The organism is Arthrobacter sp. UYEF36, from assembly GCF_040547025.1.
GTDB lineage: Bacteria > Actinomycetota > Actinomycetes > Actinomycetales > Micrococcaceae > Arthrobacter.
In genome coordinates this window covers 349622-366803 of the sequence record NZ_JBEPOX010000001.1, presented here as the reverse complement: position 1 = coordinate 366803, position 17182 = coordinate 349622, and the positions used below count along the sequence as shown (strand labels likewise).

Genomic DNA, 17182 nt, shown 5'->3' with positions numbered 1-17182 from the left:
ACACCCCTGTCAGAGAGGTCTCTCGGCGGCTGCCGGCGCTCCCCCGTGAACGCGAGGAGTCCGGCAGCCGCCGTCGTATCTCAGAACGGTCTGGACGGGCCTCTTACTTGACCAGTCCCTTGTCCTTGAGCCACGCCGCCGCAGCGTCCTTGGGGTTCTGCTTCTGGCTGCCGCTGACCGCGCGGTTGAGGTTGATCAGGTCCTCGGTGGTGAGGACCTTGGACACGGCGTTCAGGGTTTCCTTCGCCTTGTCCGTCATCTTGGCCGTGTTGTACAGCGGGAGGACCTGCTGGGCGATGAAGTTGTTCTTCGGGTCCTCCAGCACCACCAGGTCGTTGTCCGCGATGGACGGGGTAGTGGTGTAGATGTCGGCAACCTGGACCTGGTCCGAGAGCAGGGCCTTGAGCGTGACGGCTCCGCCACCGTCGCTGAACGGCTCCAGCTTCTTGGGTACGCAGTTGTAGTTCTTCTCCAGGCCCGGGAGGCCGTAGGCGCGTTCGGCGAAGGTCGCCGGGGCGCCCACCACGATCTCGCTGCAGACCTTGGCGAGGTCCTCGATTGACTTCAACTGGTACTTCTCCGCGGTGGCTTTCGTGACGACCATCGCATCCTTGTCCTCGGCCTTGGAAGCCTCCAGTACGGCCAGTCCCTCGGGCAGCTTGCCCGGCAGGGCCTTGTAGATGTCCTCGGCCGAAACCTCCGCGGCGTCCTTGCTGACGTGCAGCAGCAGGTTGCCGCTGTAGTCGGGGATCACGTCCACGGAACCGTCCTGGACAGCCTTGAAGTAGACCTCGCGTGAGCCGATGTTCGGCTTGGTGCTCGCCGTGATGCCGGCTCCGTTCAGCGCCCCGGCGTAGACCTCGGCGATGATCTGGCTTTCGGTGAAGTCGGCGGAACCGATCACAAGCGCGGAGCCCGCACCGGACGTGGCTCCGCCGGTGGCGGGGGCCGTGGAGAGCGGATCGGATGAGCCTGCGCAGGCGGACAGTGCCATGGCCAGGCCTACGCCGGCGGCCAGGCCGCCGAATGTGCGCCTGCCCAGTGCTCGTTGGCGGGTTTCCTTCATGACGTACCTCCTTGAACAACAGTCCCCGCGGGTACGGGGTCTGTGAGATCAACCGCAGCCTGCTGGCTCCGATTTGGCTGGGAAGAGGCTCCCTGGGACAGGAACAGCCTCTGGATGAGGGCAAGGACAAGGTCGACGGCGATGGCGAGTCCGGCGATGAGCAGGGACCCGCCGAGCATCTGGGGGAAGTCGGAGAGCACGAGCCCGTCGAACAGATACCGGCCGAGGCCGCCGAGGTTGATGTACGCCACCACCGAGACGGTGGCGATTGCCTGGAGCACACCGGTCCGGAACCCGCCGTACATAACAGGCAGGGCGTTGGGGAACTCGGCACGGAACAGCACCTGGAGCTCCGTCATGCCCATGGCCCGCGCGGCGTCGACGACGTTCCGGTCCACGCTGGCGATGCCGGCATAGGTGCCGGCGAGCAGTGGCGGGACCGTCAGGATCACGAGGGCCCAGATGGGCGGCATGAGCCCGATGCCGGCCAGCAGCACGAAAAGGGTGAGCAGGCCGAGGGTGGGCAGGGCACGCAGGGCCCCGGCGACGGCCACGGCGGCTACCCTGCCCCGGCCGGTGTGCCCCACGTACAGGCCGATGGGCACGGCGATGGCGGTGGCGATCACCATGACCAGGCTGGTGTAGAGCAGGTGCTCGGCCAGCCGAGCCGGGATGCCGGCGCTGCCGGACCAGTGCTCCGGATCGCCGAGCCAGGCGAACGTATCCGTGACGACGTTGCTCATGGGGCACCGCCTGCGGTCTGCGCATCGGAAATCCGCAGCGCCGCGGCAGCGGAGCCGCCCTTGTCCTGGCCGCCGCCGGAATCGGTGCTGGCGCCCGCGCCGGTGCCGGGGCCCGCCGCGGCGCGGGTCCAGGGGGTCAGCAGCCGCTCGAGCAGGACGAGGACGGCGTCCATCAGCAGCGCGAGGATGAGGATGGCGATGATGCCCACCACCACTTCGGTGACGAAGTCACGCTGCAGGCCGGAGGTGAACAGCATGCCAAGGTTGCCGATGCCGAGCAGCGCCGCGACGCTGACCAGCGAGATGTTGCTGACGGAGACCACGCGCAGCCCGGCGAAAAGCACCGGCAGGGACAGCGGCAGGTCGATCTGCAGGAAGCGGGCGAAGGGCTTGAACCCCATGGCGACGGCGGCCTGCCGGAGGTCCTCGTCCACCGAGTCGAACGCGTCCAGGGTGGCGCGGACCAGGAGTGCGACGGCGTAGATGGTCAGGGCCACCACAACGTTGACGGGGTTCAGGATCCGGGTTCCAAGGACGGTCGGCAGGATGATGAACAGCGCCAGGGACGGGATGGTGTAGAGCAGGGAGGACGCCGTCAGGACCACGGAGCGGAGCCCACGGTTCTGCCGGGCGACTTGGGCCAACGGGACGGCGATAAGCACCCCGAACACCATCGGCAGGATGGCCAGGACCAGGTGCTGGCCGGCAAGGCTGTAGACCTGGGCGCTGTTGGCAAGGAACCACTCCATCAGATTGCGCCCTGGCGGACATGGCGGTCCGACGCGATGACGGCGAGGACTTCCTCGGCGGTGATGACCCCGGCCACGCGGCCGTCCGCGTCCACGGCGACGCCGAGACCTGAGGGCGACGACAGGGCCGCATCGAGGGCGCGGCGGAGTGTGTCGCCCTTCCGGAAGAGGGATCCCCCGGGAACAGTCGCGGAGCCCTTGCCCGGCCCCGACCAGCCGAGCGGACGCTGGCTTGCGTCGACCACCAGTTGCCAGTCGCCGGAGGCGTTGCCGGCGCGTTCAAGTTCATCGGGGGTGATCGTCGGGGCCGGGTGCACGGTGACGCCGTCGGACGGGCTGAAGGCCAGGTGCCGGAAACCGCGGTCCCGGCCCACGAAGGACGCCACGAAGTCGTTGGCGGGGGCGCGCAGGATTTCCTCCGGGGTGGCGTACTGCGCCAGTTTGCCGCCGAGGCCGAAGACTGCCACCTTGTCGCCGAGGACGGTGGCCTCGTCAATGTCGTGGGTGACGAAGACGATGGTCTTGGCCAGATCGCGCTGGAGCCTGAGAAGTTCCTGCTGCAGTTCATCGCGGACCACGGGGTCCACCGCGCTGAAGGGCTCGTCCATGAGCAGGACGGGAGGGTCGGCGGCGAGCGCCCGGGCCACGCCGACGCGCTGCTGCTGGCCGCCGGAGAGCTGTGAGGGGTAGCGCTTGCCCAGCGCGGACGCCAGACCGACGACGTCGAGCAGTTCCTGCGCACGCTTCCGTGCCTCGGCCTTGGAGACGCCGTTGAGCCGGGGAACGGTGGCGATGTTGTCCAGCACGGAACGGTGCGGCATCAGCCCGGAGGATTGCATCACGTAGCCCATGGACCGTCGCAGCTTCGCCGCCGGCACCGCGGTGACATCCTGGCCGTCCACGGTAATGGTTCCGGAGGTCGGCTCGACCATGCGGTTGATCATCCGCAGCGAGGTGGTTTTGCCGCAGCCGGAGGGTCCGACGAAGACCGTGATGGCGCCCTTGTCGATGGACATGGTCAAGCCATCAACGGCGGCCTGGCCGCCCTGGTACTGCTTGGTGACGTTCTGGAACTCGATCATGGCTTCAGCCATTTCCGGGCTTACCTAACTGTTGGCGGCAACATCGGACGGTCCAGCCAACTGATCATAAACACGCTGATTTTCGACTGTAAAGCACCTAGGACTCAGCCTAACCAGCGCGGCTGACAATGTCAGGGATATCGTCGAGGGCGCTGTGGCTGACGTAGCAATTCGTAGGGCAGGCGGCTTTGGATGGGTCCTGCGCCGGAAAACTTCCGCCGCAGCACCCTTCCACCTCCACGCGCCGCCGCCGAACAAGCAACGCGGGGTCACATCGCGCCCATTCCAGGGCCCGGGATGGGCGCGGAGTGACCCCGCGTCACTTGTTGGTATTCCGCCCGGTCAGCGGGTCCGTCGGCCGCCCCCTTTGGACCCGCCCCGGCCCTTCCGGCCGCGCTTCGCACCCTCGTTGGCGGCGGCCTCGTAGCTGTCCCGTTCTGCCGAGCGCTGGCTCTTGCCCGCAGCCGAAATCTGCTGGTGCCACTCGCGCGCGTAGGCGCGGCGGGCGGCGGCATCGTGACGGCGGGCCAGGGCAGCGAGTTCACGCTGGAGTTTCAGGTAGCTCGCCCAGCGCCGGTCATCGAGGGTCCCGTCCGCGAGTGCGGTCTGCACGGCGCAGCCGGGCTCGCTGCCGTGGGCGCAGTCGGAAAACCGGCACTGCCCGCAGAGTTCCTCGAGGTCGCCGAACATCTCCGCCATCCCGCTGTCGGCGTCGAACAGCCCGAAGCCGCGCACCCCGGGGGTATCCATCAGGACGGCGCCTCCCGGCAGGGGCACGAGTTCACGTGAGGTGGTGGTGTGTCTGCCCTTGCCGTCGCCAGCCCGGACTGCCCCCGTTTCCTGGACTTCGACGCCGACGAGGGCATTGATGAGGGTGGATTTGCCGGACCCTGAAGGACCCAGCAGCACGAGGGTTCCGCCTGCCGGGAGGTGGCCCAGCAGCTCGTCGAGGCCGTCGCCCTGCTCCGCGGAGGTGGTGACCACCGCGACGCCCGCGGCCTGGAAAATCACCTTGCCGACGACGTCGTCCGCCACGTCGGCAAGGTCTGCCTTGGTGATGATGACGAGCGGGGTGGCGCCCGAGTCCCAGGCGGCGACGAGGGTGCGTTCGAGCCGGTTGTGCGTGAGCGGACGGTCCACGGGCACCACGACGCCGACGATGTCCATGTTGGCGCCGAGGACCTGCGCCTCCGAGGAGGCGTCAAAGGCGCGTTTGCGGCTCAGTTCCGAGTGCCGCGGGAGAATCTCCGCAATGGCGGGCTCCCCCGCGGTATTGGATCCCAGCCAGACCCAGTCCCCGGTGGCCGGCAGTTCCCCGGTGCCGGGGTACGGAAGATGGAGGGTGGTGCCGTGCGTGGCGACAAGGACCAGGTTGCGGTCCATGCGGATGACCCGGCCCGCGCCGGTGCCGCCCCGCACGGGATGGGCCGCGAACCGCTCGGCGACGGCGGCGGTGAAGCCGTACGCTGCCGGACCCGCGGGGACGTTGGTGGGCCAGTTGTTGGGGATGGGGTGGGAGGCGCCGGACGCGCCTGGACGTGCAAATGAAGTAGTCAACGAAAACCCTTTGATGGGCCCCGGTGCACGTGCCGCGCTGCGGGTGGAACCTGGCAGCGGTGGCGGCTAGTGGGTGCTGACGGCCGGGGCAGGAATGATGGCCTGGCTGATGGTGGCGCGCAGTGCGCACCGGACTGTTGCAGTCATCGTCTCCACCTCCCCGTTATCGTCATCGGCTGTTCTGCCGGTTTTCAGAATAGCCGGGCGCCCCGGGCCTGGCTAGGGAAATCTTTCAGGACAGCCGGCCGTTGACGACGGTGTCCCGTTCAGCCGGCCGTTCAGCGGCCGCTCACGGTGGAGCCGGAGTGCGGCGTCGACGAGCGAGACCTTGTTGAGCCCTGCAACGTCCTCCAGCGGTATCCAGCCCGCGTGTGTGGTGCTGCCGTCCACCTCGTGCCGCAGCTCCCCGCCGGTGATCGTTGCTTCGTAGATGAGCCGGAGGGACTGGAAGTCCCGTTCGCCGCCGTCGATCCGGATCTCCGCGGGCCAGTGCCCGACGTCGATCCCCAGCATGGCGCCGACCTCGGCGCGGTAGCCGGTTTCCTCATAAATTTCCCGGCGGCAGCCATCAACGGGGTGCTCGGCCAGGTCCAGGCCGCCGCCCGGCAGGGTCCAGCCTTCCTTGCCGCCCTGCTTCCAGTACGCCAGGAGGATGGCGCCGTCGCGGATGATGACCGCGTAGGCAGCGGGACGGGTGTCGAAGTTGAGGCTCATTCCTCCAGCCTAATGGCCCGGCAGTGTAGTGGCCCGGCGGCCGCGTCAGCCCTGCTCGGCCACCAGCTGGAGCACACCAAAGACAGGGTCCTGTTCCAGGACGCGGACGTCGGTGATCCCCTCGGCGGCCAGGGCGGCGCGGAAGGATTCCTGCAGGCGGGGGACGTTCATGCCCAGTCCGCTGCCCAGGATCACCGGGCCGTCGATGCCGAGCTTCCGGACCGTCTGCAGCGCCAGGGCTGCCAGGTCCCGTCCGGCCTGGTCCACAAGTTCCTGGCTGGGCGCGTGGCCGGCGGCGGCAGCGTCGACCACGAGCCGGGCCCGCCCGGCCCAGTACCTGCGTCCGGTGTCCGGTGAATGGAAGAGTGCAATCAGCTTGTTGGGGTCATCCACACCGCAGGAAGCCAGCAGGGCGGTGGTGAGATCGTCAGGTTCCAGCCCCTGGTTCATCCGACGCAGGCTGTGGCGGACCGCCTCGCGGCCCAGCCAGTACCCGCTGCCTTCGTCGCCGAGCAGATAGCCCCAGCCGCCGGCGCGGGCCTCCTCGCCACGGCTGTTCCGGCCCCAGGCGGCCGAGCCCGTTCCGCCGATCACGGCGACGCCGGTGCTTGCGCCGCCGGCAGCCAGCAGGAGCCTGGAATCGTGGACCACCGCGATCCGGGCGCCCGGCACGTGCGGCGCGATCAGCGCGGCGAGCGCGGCGGCGTCCTCGTCGGTGTCGATCCCGCCGGCTCCCGCGTAGACCTGGGCGACCGTTCCCCCGCCGATCCGGGCGAAAAGTTCCGCGAGGTGCAGGGCCGCCTCCTCGCGGCTGACGTTCTGGACGTTAGAGCTGCCCACGGATTCGTCGGCCACGACGGCGCCGTCCTCGAAGCGCACGCCGCGGGTCTTGGTCCCGCCAATATCGAGGCCGATCACGGCGGCGGGGGCGATCGGGGAAACGGGGTCCGCCGCCGGCGGGATGTCAGAATGAGTCACCGGAACAGCCTACTGAATCCCTTCCAGGAGTGAGCAATGCCGCACGAGATCTTTGGTACCCGCATTATTGCCGCCCCGATGGCTGGCGGGACCTCCACTCCGGCCTTCGTGACGGCCGTGCATGACGCCGGCGGTCTGGGCTTCCTGGCTGCGGGCTATAAGAGCGTGGACACCATGCAGGCGGAGATCCGAAGCGCGCGTGCCTCCGGGGCACGGTTCGGCATAAACGTCTTCGTTCCCGACCCCGCGCAGCTGCCACCCTCCGCAGAGGTGCTGGCGCGGCTCGAGGACTACCGCGGCCGGCTGCAGGCGGATGCCCGGCGGTACGGCGTGGAGGTCCCGCCGCTGCGGCTCGACGACGATGACCACTGGCAGGGCAAGATCGACGCGCTGCTGGCTGACCCGGTGGAACTGGTCAGTTTTGCCTTCGGGCTGCCCGGGTCCGATGTTGTCCGGGCGCTGCAGCGGTCGGGCTCCGCCGTGCTCGCCACCGTCACGTCGGTGGCCGAGGCGCTGGAGGCCGCCGGGCAGGGCGTGGATGCGCTCGTCGTGCAGCATGAGAGCGCCGGCGGCCACAGCGCGGCGTTCCAGGCGCGGCCCGCGGTCCACCCGGAGCCCCGGGACGGCACGGGGCGCCGGGACGGCACGGGGCGCCAGGGCCACCCGGAGCGCAAGGACGAGGGCCAGCCGGGCACGACGGCGGATCTGCTCGCCCAGGTGCGTTCCTCCGTGGGCCTCCCGTTGCTGGCGGCCGGCGGTGTGATGGACCGGGCCGGTCTGGAGGAGGTACTGGCCGCGGGGGCACAGGCCGCCCAGCTGGGCACGGCGTTCCTCCGCACACCTGAGAGCGGCGCCAGGCAGCTGCACAAGGACGCCCTCGCCAGCCCGCACTTCACGCAGACCCGGCTGACGAGGGCCTTCACGGGACGGCCCGCCCGGGCGCTGGTCAACGAGTTTGTCCGGGACCACCCCGACGCACCGGAGGCCTATCCCGCCGTGCACCACCTCACCGCTCCCCTGCGCGCGGCAGCGGCCGCCGCTGGGGACGCGGAACGGCTGAACCTCTGGGCCGGGACGGGGTGGCAGCGGGCGCGGGCCGGTTCCGTCGCGGAAATCATGGCGGGGCTGCTGGGCTGACGGCCTGCCACCGCCGTACCCCGCCGCCGTACCCCGCCGCCGTACACCGCCGACGTCGCCGGAACGGTGCGGGATCGCCGGAAGTTTCCCTGCGAGCTCGACGCTTTCCGGCGAACTGGCGCCACGGCACGCCACGGCACGCCACGCCACGCCACGGCACGGCACGCCACGGCACGCCACGCCACGGATCAGCTGCCGGAGCGTCCGCGGACGAAGCCGGCGAGCAGTGCCGGTCCCTCGCTGAGCACCAGCTCCCGGAACAGCCGCACGGGGTCCGGTTCGGTGTCCGCTCCGCCCCGGCGTTCCCGCCAGGCCAGGCCGATCTCCCGAAAGGCAAGGCCTGAATCCAGCGCGAGCTCCACCCAGCCGAGGTCTCCGGACTGCCCGGGCGTGTGGCGTCCGGGGGCCAGCCCGCCGGGCGGGAGGATGCTCACGCCGAGACCTGCCGAGACGAGTCCCCGGGCAGTGTGGGAATCCTGGCTCTCGAAGGCGATGCGGGGCCGGAAACCCGACTCCCGGAACAGGGCGTCCGTCAGCGAGCGCATCCCGTAGCCGGCGCCCATCGCCACGAACGGGTCCTGCCGGATCTCCGCGAGGGCGGCGCTGCGGCGCTTCGCGAGCGGGTGCCGGTGGTGGACCACGAGCCGCAGCGGTTCCCGGTACAGGGCTGCGGAGGAGATCAGCCGGCTCGGCGCAGCGACCGGGGCGGTCAGTGCCAGGTCCGCGTCGCCTGCGGCCAGTTCCGCCAGGCAGCCGTCCCGGGCGCCCTGGCTGAGGTCGAAGGCCGGCTGGGGATGCCGGCTTCGGAAGGCGCTGATCAGCAGCGGCAGCATCGCCTCGCCGAAGGTGTGCTGGAACGTCACCGCGATCCGGCCGCGAACCACCTCCGACTCGTGCCGGACCAGGTCCAGCCCGGTCTGGAACTCGCCCAGCGCGGCCTCGATGTGCGGCAGGAGCGCCTTGGCGGCGGGGGTCAGCCGCACGCCGCGGCCGTCACGGATCAGCAGTTCCGTGCCGATGATGCTGCTGGCCCGGGCGATTCCACGGCTGACCGTCGACTGGGGCAGTCCCAGCACTTCGGCGGTCCCGGTGATGTGCTGGGTGCGCCCGAGTTCGGCCAGCAGGGGCAGCAACGGCAGCAAGTGGACCAGCTGCTTGTGCTCCACGTCCATGCCCCAACCTCCGGATCGTTCCGTATTTGCTATTGATTCTATGAGAATCATGCATTGGAAGCATGCCTTTCCGAAGCCTACTCTTGGGAGATGCCCCGATTTCCACGGTTCCGCCGCCCCGCCGCCCCGGGCCCGGCCCGGCTGGACCGTGCCGGCGGCACCCATGCCGCCTGGCCGGGGCACGCGAAGGGGTCCCCGGCCTACCGGAAGATTCTCGCGGGGCTGGCGTTCGCCGGCGTCGCCACCTTTGCCCAGCTGTATTCCACCCAGGCGGTGCTGCCAATGATGGCGGCGGAGCTTCAGGTCACGGCGGCCGAGGCGGCGCTGACGATCTCCCTGGCGACCGTGGGGCTGGCCGTGACCGTGCTTCCGTGGTCCTTCCTGGCCGACCGGATCGGCCGGGTCCGGGCCATGATGTGGGGCATATCGGCCGCCACCGTCCTGGGCCTGCTGGTCCCGCTCGCCTCTAGCTTCCCGATGCTGCTGGGCCTGCGGATGCTCGAAGGCATGGCACTGGGCGGCATCCCCGCCATCGCCATCGCCTACCTCAACGAGGAGGTCAACAAGGTCCACGCCGCACTGGCCGCCGGAACGTACGTCGCCGGCACGACCCTCGGCGGGCTCGCCGGCCGGCTGCTGGCCGGCTTTGTCGGCGAACTCTGGGGATGGCGGGCCGCAGCCCTGGCCGTTTCGCTCCTGGCCGCGGTGGCGGCGGCCCTCTTCCTGGTCCTGGTGCCGCAGGCCCGGGGCTTCTCGGCCGCGGCGGCGGGCGGTTTCCGCGGGGCATTCCGGACCCTGGCAGGCCACGGCCGGAATCCGCGGCTGCTGGCCCTCTACGTCCAGGCGTTCCTGCTGATGGGCGGCTTCGTGGCCGTCTACAACTACCTTGGCTTCCGGCTCTCCGGGGAACCCTTCAGCCTGCCCGCCACCATCATCAGCCTGATCTTCCTGGCCTACCTCTCCGGAACCGTCTCGTCCCGCTGGGCCGGCGGCCTGGCAGCGCGGTTCGGGCGGCGCACCGTGCTGATCGCGGGGACGGTGCTGATGGTGGCGGGCCTGGCCCTGACGCTCACGGCGCTGCTGCCGCTCATCATGGCGGGCCTGCTGCTGTTCACCGGCGGCTTTTTCGCGGCGCACAGCATCGGCGCCGGCTGGACCGGGGTGATCGCCACGTCCGGCAGGGCACAGGCGGCTTCGCTCTACAACCTCGCCTATTACCTCGGATCCAGCGTCATCGGCTGGGCCGGCGGGCTGGTTTTCCAGTCGCTCGGCTGGACCGCGCTGGCGTTGACCGTGATCGGGCTGGCCTGCACGACGGCGGTGATCACCGCCGTCGTGCATCCCGCCCGGCCCGCGCCGGCGCCCGGGGCTCCGGCTCCGGGCGTCAGCGGGTAGCTTCGATGGCCTGCACGAGGTCGGCCACGATGTCGGACGGATCCTCCAGGCCCACGGACACACGCAGCAGGCTGGCATGCGGCTTGGCATCGGCGGCAACGGGCCGGTGGGTCAGCCCCGCCGGGTGCTGGATCAGGGTGTCGATGCCGCCGAGCGACACCGCGTGCGTGATCATGCCGACGGCGGACGGGATCCGTTCAGCGTGCTCGGCTGTGCCCACCTCAAAGGCGAGCAGCGAACCGGGACCGGACATTTGCGTCCCGATCAGCCCCCGCGGATCGCACTCGGGCAGCCCCGGGTAGAAGACGCGCCGGACGAGCCCGTGCCCGGCCAGGGCGGCAGCAACCTTCTGCGCACTGGCCTGCTGCGCGCGCACCCGGACCGGGAGCGTGGCCAGGCCACGGTGGAGCAGGTAGGCGGGCCAGGGCGTGAGGATGCCGCCGGTAACGGCCCGTATCTGGCGCAGCCTGGTGGTCCACTCGGGGGCTGCGGCCACCACGCCGCCCATGGCATCGCCGTGTCCGCCGAGGAACTTGGTCGCGCTGTGCAGGACCATCGCGGCGCCGTGCAGAAAGGGGCGCTGGAGGACCGGGCTGGCGAAGGTGTTGTCGACCAGGAGCGGGACGCCGTCCGCCGCCGCGGCCACGCGGGCGATGTCGACGAGCTCCAGGCTCGGGTTGGCGGGCGTCTCCAGGATCACCAGGCCGGTCCCGGGCCGGAGTGCGGCGTGCACCCCCTCCGGGGTCGTGAACGTGACGTCGTTGCCGAGCACTCCCGAGGCCAGCAGGTGGTCGCTGCCGCCGTACAGCGGCCGCACCGCGACCACGTGCTTCTTGCCGGAGGCGACGACGGCGAGCAGGACGGCGCTGAGCGCCGCCATGCCGGTGGCGAAGGCCACGGCTTCCGGGGTGTCTTCGAGGACGGCGACACCCTCCTCGAACCGTGCCACGGTGGGGTTCCAGAGCCGCTGGTAGACGGTGCTCTGGCCCTCGACATGGGTGCCACCCGTGGCCATGTGCTCATAGGCGAGACCGCCGTCGTGCACGGAGGGCAGGGGCGCCGTGGTGGACAAATCGATGGGCACTGCGTGCACGCCCAGTTCAGTGAGGCCGTTGCGGCCGGCATGGACGGCCAGCGAGTCTTGAGAAAGCACCTTGCTCCTTATGAATATTCACCGTTGAATTCCGCAAGTATCTGGCAATAATTCGGAGTTTTGTAGGGGCCGCGAATGGAAGTGTCGGAATGCGCCGTTTATGATGAACTGAAAACCCATCAAGGAGGATCCGTGAGTAGCAGTGCGAAGAATCTTCGGCCGGGAGCGGGTGCCGGCGAGCCGCTGGACGCTATCGACGAGCGACTGCTCGCGGCACTCGTCGCCGATGCCCGAATCTCCAACAAGCAGCTGGCCGAGCTGGTAGGCATCGCGCCGTCCACGGCCCTCATGCGCACGCGGGCGCTCTCCGAGCGCGGGATTATCCAGGGCTTCGAGGCGAAGCTGAGCCTGTCCGCGATCGGCCGCTCCGTGCAGGCCCTCATCGCCGTCCGGCTCCGCGCCCACGACCGCGAACAGATCGACCGTTTTACGGCCCGGGTCCCGAAGCTCCCGGCCGTGCTCTCAACCTTCCACACCTCCGGCTCGGTGGACTATCTGCTGCACATTGCCGTCGCCACCACCGAGGACCTCCGCGACTGGGTGCTGGACAACCTGGCCACCGACCCGGTGGTGGGCCATACCGAGACCACCCTCGTGTTCGACCACATCCAGGGCAACCAGGGCCCGCTGCCCGACTAGGATCGGCGCCGGCGTTCGTGTCAGCCCCCGGGACCGTCAGGCGCGGCGCAGCGCCGCCCGCAGCGTGATGGCGGCGAGGGTAACCCCTGCGATCGAGCAGAGCACCACAAAGCCGGCGACCGCCGCCTGCAGGCCGACGATCCCGGCGGCGAGCCCCAGCCCGATGACGGGAAAGGCGCTGCCGAGGTAGGTGATGACGTAGACCGTACTGATGATCTGGGCGTGACGGGACGCTTCGACTTTCCCGGCCACATCGTTGAAGACGGTCCGGAAGGACACCCCCTGTCCCAGACCGGCGGTGATGCTCGCGATGATCAACAGCCAGGGACTGCTCCAGGCGGCCGCCGCGGCGATCATCAGTACCGACCCGGCCAGCATGCCCAGTCCGATCGGCACCACGAAACGCCCCCGCACCGCGAGGAGCTGGCTGAGCGCGGAGGATCCCAGGGTCAGCCCCGCCAGCAGGCCGATCAGCGGCCGGGAATCGGCGTGCACGATCTGGGCGAAATAACTCGGCGCCAGGGACAGGCAGAAGCCGAAGACGGTAAAGCTGAGGAACCCCACCGAGGACGCCAGCCAGAAGGCGCCGCGCGCCTCACTGGACACCGACGGCCGGCGGGGCGCCAGCACACGCCACGGCTGCGGACCCGCGACGGACGTGATGGCCGGACGGGCCTTCAGCAGGTACAGCGGGACCAGCAGCGCGGCCAGCACCAGGGAATGCAGATAATACGGCGTGGACGTGGGTCCGGGCAGCAGCGAGAGCACTCCCCCGATGGCCGGGCCGGCCGCGACACCGCCGGCGGAAGCCAGCAGGGTGAACCGCGAGGCCCACTCGGGACGGTTGGGCAGCAGCTCCCGCAGGGCCGCCGAGCTGGCCCCGGTGGCGAGCGCGACCGCAATGCCCTGCAGCGCCCTGCCGGCACACAGCGCGAACAGGCTGTCCGCCGCGGCAAAAAGGGAGCCGCCGGCGAGGCCCACGAGCACCGCAAGGACCAGCGCGGCCCGGCGGCCGATGTGGTCGGACCAGTGGCCCGCCAGGATCAGGGTGGCCACCAGTGCCAGGACGTAGGCCGAGAAGGCCACCGTGACATCGAACGCGGTGATGCCCAGTTTGGCCTGCAGCAGCGGATACAGCGGCGTCGCGAGATTCGCGCCGACCAGCAGCGTGAAAATCACGACGCCGGCCATCACCAGCCGTGCCGTGGTGGAAGCGTCCCAGCCCCAGCGTTCTGCCGTGGCCGGGCGCATGCGAAGCTCGCTGAAGACCGTCATACCGTGCCCTTGCGTGGAAGCGGGCCGCGTGTTCCCTGTGGTGGGGGAACCGCCAGCCCGTACTGATTCGATACCTCCAGACTGAGGCACTCCTGCTCCCTTCAGCTAAATTCCATGCCAAAATTGATCAAAACAGTCAATCAGCCGCCGTCAGAGTGAACCGGAGTGACGATTTGAACAGCCTGGACCCCACCGACCTGAAAATCCTGCTGGAACTGATCCGGGACCCGCGGATCCAGATCGGCGATCTCAGCGAAAAATTGGGCATTGCCCGCAACACCGCGCAGTCCCGCGTCCGGCGCATGCAGCGTTCGGGTTTGCTGCACGACGGCGGCCGGGAGATCGATCTTGAAGCGGTGGGCTACGACGTCGTGGCCTTCGTCACGATCGAGGTCAACCACCGGGAACTCGATGGTGTGGTGGGAGCCCTGCGCCTGATCGCGCAGGTCCTGGAAGTCCACGAGATTTCCGGACGCGGCGACGTATGGTGCCGGGTGGTGGCCACGGACACGCACAACCTGCAGGCCGCCCTGCGCTCCATTCTGCGGATCAAGGGCGTCATCCGGACTGAGACGGTCCTTGCCCTGCACACCCACATCCAGTACCGCACCGAACCGCTGATCAGCCGGCTGGCCCAGGGCAGCTCGCTCGCCCCCGCCCGGGCCAAGTGATCCGTCGGCCCGGCTGTTCCGCCGGGGCGGCCGGACCTGCACGGCCAGGGCCCGCAGGAGGCGGGATAATAGGCCCGTGACTATCATCGATAACGCCGTTTACGTTGACGGCGTGCGCAGCGCCGAGCCGCAGAACCTCGAGCAGACCTTTGCGACACTGAGCCGGCACGGCGGGATGGCATGGATCGGCCTGTACCGTCCAACGGAAGATGAAATGGCCGCAGTCGCGGCGGAGTTCGGGCTGCACAGCCTCGCCGTGGAAGACGCGATTTCGGCGCACCAGCGACCCAAACTCGAACGCTACGACGACATCCTCTTCACGGTGTTGCGGCCCGCACGGTACCTCGACGAGTCGGAAACCGTGGAATTCGGTGAGCTCCATGTCTTCACCGGCAAGAACTTCGTTGTCACCGTCCGGCACGCCGAGACCGGCGGGGTGGCGCAGGTGCGGCGAAAACTGGAGCGGCGCCCCGACCTCCTGTGCCACGGCCCGGAGGCTGTGCTCTACGCCCTGATGGACCAGGTGGTGGACGACTACGTCCCGGTCGTGTCCGGGCTGGAGAACGACATCGACGAGATCGAGGACCAGCTGTTCAGCGGCGACTCCACGGTCTCGCGGCGGATCTACGAACTGGCCCGCGAAGTCATCCAGTTCCAGCGCGCCATCCATCCGCTCCCCGCCATGATGCAGCTGCTCCGGCGCGGGTTCGAGAAGTATGAGGTGAAATCCGAGCTCCAGCACAACCTCCGCGACGTCGAAGACCATGTGGAGCGGCTGATCTCGCGCGCTGATTCCTTTCGGGACCTCCTGCAGAACGCCCTCACCCTCGACGGGACCCTGACGGCCAACCGCCAGAACGAGGCCAGCGCCGAGCAGAACGAACAGGTCAAGAAAATCTCGTCCTGGGCGGCGATCTTCTTCGCCCCGTCATTTGTCGCGGGCGTCTACGGCATGAACTTTGACCGGATGCCCGAACTGCAATGGAGCTTCGGCTACCCGATGGCCATCGGGCTGATGGCCGCCACTGCCGCCCTGATGTACGGCATCTTCAAGCGGAAGGGCTGGCTCTAGCCAGCGGATCCAGCGGCGGACCCGCGTGTAGTCTGGCGTCATGAGCGCACGGCGGGACCGGCTGCGGGACATCGTGGAGACCCTGACGAGGCACGGGTTGGGGTTCGCGCTGGGAACCCTTGGGCTGGACAGGTTCCGGCCCGCGGACGGGGCAACGGCCCAGCGCAGGCGCCCGCCCCGGGGCGTGAGCCTGCCGGTGCGCGTCCGGCTCGCCCTGGAAGACCTCGGCGCCGTCTACATCAAGTTCGGCCAGATCGTGTCAACGCGCACCGATGTGCTTCCGCCGGAGTACGCGACCGAGCTCGCGAAGCTCCAGGACGCGTCCCCGCCCGTAACTGCCGCCGAGGTCCGCGCCGTTATCGCCGAGGAGCTTGGCACCGCGGCGGACGGGCTGCTCGCTTCGCTGGACGACACGCCCCTCGCCACCGGTTCCATCGGGCAGGTCCACTGCAGCCGGATCGCCCCGCACCCGGAGGACACCGCATCGGAGGACACGGCATCGGGTGTCCCCGGCGGGGCAGCCGACGGCGGCCGGCGCATCGACGTCGTGGTCAAAGTCCGCCGGCCCGGCGTCGTGGCCCAGATCAATGAGGATCTGGAGATCATGGCCGAGCTGGCCAAACGCGCGGAGCGGGCCTCCACACGGGCCGCCGGCGTCCATCTGGCGGCCCTCGTGGATGAGTTCTCCCAGACCTTGCGCGCCGAACTGGACTACCTCCAGGAAGCCCGGAACGTGGAGCGCTTCGCCGCGAACTTCGCCGGCGACGCCCGCGTCCACATCCCCCGGGTCTTCTGGGACACCACCACGTCCCGGGTGCTCACGCTGGAGCGGATCCAGGGCATCAAAGTCAACGACGCGGCCGCGCTGCGGGAGGCGGGGATCGACGCCGCGGAGCTGGCCCGGCGGGCGTGCAATGTCCTGTTGAAGATGGTGTTCGAGGACGGCTTCTTCCACGCCGACCCGCATCCGGGAAACTTCTTCGTGGAGGCTGACGGGCGCCTGGGCATCATCGACTTCGGTATGGTCGGCCAGATCAGCGACTCCACGCGCGATCAGCTGGTGCGGATGCTGGTGGCCATCGTGGACCGGGACGCCGCCCGGCTGACCACGGCCCTGGTCCGCATGTGCGGGGCTCAGGCGGGCGGCGGCTTCGGCGGACTGCAGACGGACCTGGGGCGGCTCGTGGACCGGTACGCCGGACGGCCGCTCGCGGAGATTCCGATCGTCCCGGTGCTGGCGGAACTGGCGGCCCTGCTGCGCGAGTCCCGGTTGCGGCTGCCGCGGGAAACAGCCCTCCTGCTGAAAATGCTGGTGATGGCGGACGGTCTTGGCAAACAGCTGGATCCCGGATTCGAGCTGACCACCCAGCTGGGACCCTTCTCGCAGCAAATGATCCTCGGCTCGCTGTCCCCCGAGGCCCTGGCGGACCGGCTGAAGAAGCTCGGACGGGAAGCCCTGCGCTTCGGGACGGATGCGCCGGAGATCATGCGCCGGGTGGTGGATGTCCTGGAGCGCGGTGGCATCGACATTCACTTCCGGGCCGAGGAGCTGGACCGGCTGATGGACAAAGCGGAGAAGACCGGAAACCGGATCGTCGCCGGACTGATCACCGCCGCCCTGATCAACGCTGTCGGAGAGCTGGTGTCCGCCCAGCCGGACCGCTGGCGGAACTGGCCGAAGGCCCTCTTCACCGCGGGGATCGGCGGCGTCGGCGCCCTCGGGGCCTACCTGGCCCTGACCTCCAGACACCGGAAGTAGGGCACACTGCAAGCAGGACG

Annotated in this window: 16 protein-coding genes; 6 read left to right on the top strand and 10 right to left on the bottom strand. The window is 69.4% G+C overall.

The annotated features are described in order from the left end of the window. Positions 1–103: 103 nt before the first annotated feature. The 7 genes from ABIB29_RS01785 to ABIB29_RS01755 all read right to left on the bottom strand — a co-directional run bounded on the left by ABIB29_RS01785 (position 104) and on the right by ABIB29_RS01755 (position 6889). On the bottom strand, positions 104–1066 hold the full coding sequence (locus tag ABIB29_RS01785; protein ID WP_354169512.1) for a glycine betaine ABC transporter substrate-binding protein: 963 nt from the start codon (positions 1064–1066) through the stop codon (positions 104–106). Next, a complete protein-coding gene (locus ABIB29_RS01780) occupies positions 1063–1809 on the bottom strand; it encodes an ABC transporter permease (RefSeq protein ID WP_354169510.1) in 747 nt (248 codons plus the stop codon). Before ABIB29_RS01780 ends, ABIB29_RS01785 begins: the two co-directional genes overlap by 4 nt. Next, on the bottom strand, positions 1806–2558 hold the full coding sequence (locus ABIB29_RS01775; protein WP_354169508.1) for an ABC transporter permease: 753 nt from the start codon (positions 2556–2558) through the stop codon (positions 1806–1808). The genes ABIB29_RS01780 and ABIB29_RS01775 overlap by 4 nt, the downstream gene beginning before the upstream one ends. After that, positions 2558–3652 carry an ABC transporter ATP-binding protein gene (locus ABIB29_RS01770; protein WP_354169506.1) on the bottom strand — a complete coding sequence of 365 codons (1095 nt, stop codon included), beginning with the start codon at positions 3650–3652 and terminating at the stop codon, positions 2558–2560. The genes ABIB29_RS01775 and ABIB29_RS01770 overlap by 1 nt, the downstream gene beginning before the upstream one ends. A gap of 330 nt (positions 3653–3982) precedes the next feature. Next, positions 3983–5149, bottom strand: coding sequence for a ribosome small subunit-dependent GTPase A (gene rsgA, locus ABIB29_RS01765; RefSeq protein WP_354170267.1), 1167 nt, complete (start codon positions 5147–5149; stop codon positions 3983–3985). A gap of 267 nt (positions 5150–5416) precedes the next feature. Beyond that, positions 5417–5911 (bottom strand): NUDIX hydrolase, encoded by a 495-nt coding sequence (locus ABIB29_RS01760; protein WP_354169505.1) that lies wholly within the window; start codon positions 5909–5911, stop codon positions 5417–5419. Positions 5912–5956: 45 nt separating this feature from the next. After that, entirely contained in the window at positions 5957–6889 is a 933-nt protein-coding gene (locus ABIB29_RS01755) for an N-acetylglucosamine kinase (RefSeq protein ID WP_354169503.1), read from the bottom strand. Positions 6890–6925: 36 nt separating this feature from the next. On the opposite strand from ABIB29_RS01755, the gene ABIB29_RS01750 reads away from it, so the two are divergent. After that, complete coding sequence (locus tag ABIB29_RS01750) at positions 6926–8026, top strand: nitronate monooxygenase (RefSeq protein WP_354169501.1); 1101 nt, start codon at positions 6926–6928, stop codon at positions 8024–8026. A gap of 188 nt (positions 8027–8214) precedes the next feature. On the opposite strand, the gene ABIB29_RS01745 is transcribed toward ABIB29_RS01750, so the two are convergent. Then, positions 8215–9198 carry a LysR family transcriptional regulator gene (locus ABIB29_RS01745; RefSeq protein ID WP_354169499.1) on the bottom strand — a complete coding sequence of 328 codons (984 nt, stop codon included), beginning with the start codon at positions 9196–9198 and terminating at the stop codon, positions 8215–8217. A 90-nt stretch (positions 9199–9288) separates the two neighbouring features. Here ABIB29_RS01745 and ABIB29_RS01740 point away from each other — a divergent pair, with 90 nt between their 5' ends. Further along, on the top strand, positions 9289–10593 hold the full coding sequence (locus ABIB29_RS01740; RefSeq protein ID WP_354169497.1) for an MFS transporter: 1305 nt from the start codon (positions 9289–9291) through the stop codon (positions 10591–10593). Here the strand turns inward: ABIB29_RS01740 and ABIB29_RS01735 are convergent. Then, on the bottom strand, positions 10583–11746 hold the full coding sequence (locus ABIB29_RS01735) for a trans-sulfuration enzyme family protein (protein ID WP_354169495.1): 1164 nt from the start codon (positions 11744–11746) through the stop codon (positions 10583–10585). The genes ABIB29_RS01740 and ABIB29_RS01735 overlap by 11 nt on opposite strands. 132 nt (positions 11747–11878) lie before the next feature. Between ABIB29_RS01735 and ABIB29_RS01730 the strand changes: the two genes are divergently transcribed. Beyond that, positions 11879–12385 carry an Lrp/AsnC family transcriptional regulator gene (locus ABIB29_RS01730; protein ID WP_307460300.1) on the top strand — a complete coding sequence of 169 codons (507 nt, stop codon included), beginning with the start codon at positions 11879–11881 and terminating at the stop codon, positions 12383–12385. A gap of 36 nt (positions 12386–12421) precedes the next feature. Here the strand turns inward: ABIB29_RS01730 and ABIB29_RS01725 are convergent, their stop codons facing one another. Beyond that, a complete protein-coding gene (locus tag ABIB29_RS01725; protein WP_354169493.1) occupies positions 12422–13660 on the bottom strand; it encodes an MFS transporter in 1239 nt (412 codons plus the stop codon). Between the two features lie 173 nt (positions 13661–13833). Between ABIB29_RS01725 and ABIB29_RS01720 the strand changes: the two genes are divergently transcribed. The 3 genes from ABIB29_RS01720 to ABIB29_RS01710 all read left to right on the top strand — a co-directional run bounded on the left by ABIB29_RS01720 (position 13834) and on the right by ABIB29_RS01710 (position 17162). Further along, positions 13834–14331, top strand: coding sequence for an Lrp/AsnC family transcriptional regulator (locus ABIB29_RS01720; RefSeq protein ID WP_354169491.1), 498 nt, complete (start codon positions 13834–13836; stop codon positions 14329–14331). A gap of 76 nt (positions 14332–14407) precedes the next feature. Further along, entirely contained in the window at positions 14408–15403 is a 996-nt protein-coding gene (gene corA / locus ABIB29_RS01715; RefSeq protein ID WP_354169489.1) for a magnesium/cobalt transporter CorA, read from the top strand. 40 nt (positions 15404–15443) lie between these two features. Beyond that, the gene (locus tag ABIB29_RS01710) at positions 15444–17162 is read left to right on the top strand and encodes an ABC1 kinase family protein (protein WP_354169487.1); all 1719 of its coding nucleotides are present in this window, start codon (positions 15444–15446) and stop codon (positions 17160–17162) included. Positions 17163–17182 lie beyond the last annotated feature (20 nt).

What these genes read in the sequence shown, in the direction of transcription:
- ABIB29_RS01785 (WP_354169512.1), bottom strand. Translation starts at nt 1,066, where the DNA reads ATGAAGGAAACCCGCCAACGAGCACTGGGCAGGCGCACATTCGGCGGC.
- ABIB29_RS01780 (WP_354169510.1), bottom strand. Translation starts at nt 1,809, where the DNA reads ATGAGCAACGTCGTCACGGATACGTTCGCCTGGCTCGGCGATCCGGAG.
- ABIB29_RS01775 (WP_354169508.1), bottom strand. Translation starts at nt 2,558, where the DNA reads ATGGAGTGGTTCCTTGCCAACAGCGCCCAGGTCTACAGCCTTGCCGGC.
- ABIB29_RS01770 (WP_354169506.1), bottom strand. Translation starts at nt 3,652, where the DNA reads ATGGCTGAAGCCATGATCGAGTTCCAGAACGTCACCAAGCAGTACCAG.
- ABIB29_RS01760 (WP_354169505.1), bottom strand. Translation starts at nt 5,911, where the DNA reads ATGAGCCTCAACTTCGACACCCGTCCCGCTGCCTACGCGGTCATCATC.
- ABIB29_RS01750 (WP_354169501.1), top strand. Translation starts at nt 6,926, where the DNA reads ATGCCGCACGAGATCTTTGGTACCCGCATTATTGCCGCCCCGATGGCT.
- ABIB29_RS01745 (WP_354169499.1), bottom strand. Translation starts at nt 9,198, where the DNA reads ATGGACGTGGAGCACAAGCAGCTGGTCCACTTGCTGCCGTTGCTGCCC.
- ABIB29_RS01740 (WP_354169497.1), top strand. Translation starts at nt 9,289, where the DNA reads ATGCCCCGATTTCCACGGTTCCGCCGCCCCGCCGCCCCGGGCCCGGCC.
- ABIB29_RS01725 (WP_354169493.1), bottom strand. Translation starts at nt 13,660, where the DNA reads ATGACGGTCTTCAGCGAGCTTCGCATGCGCCCGGCCACGGCAGAACGC.
- ABIB29_RS01710 (WP_354169487.1), top strand. Translation starts at nt 15,444, where the DNA reads ATGAGCGCACGGCGGGACCGGCTGCGGGACATCGTGGAGACCCTGACG.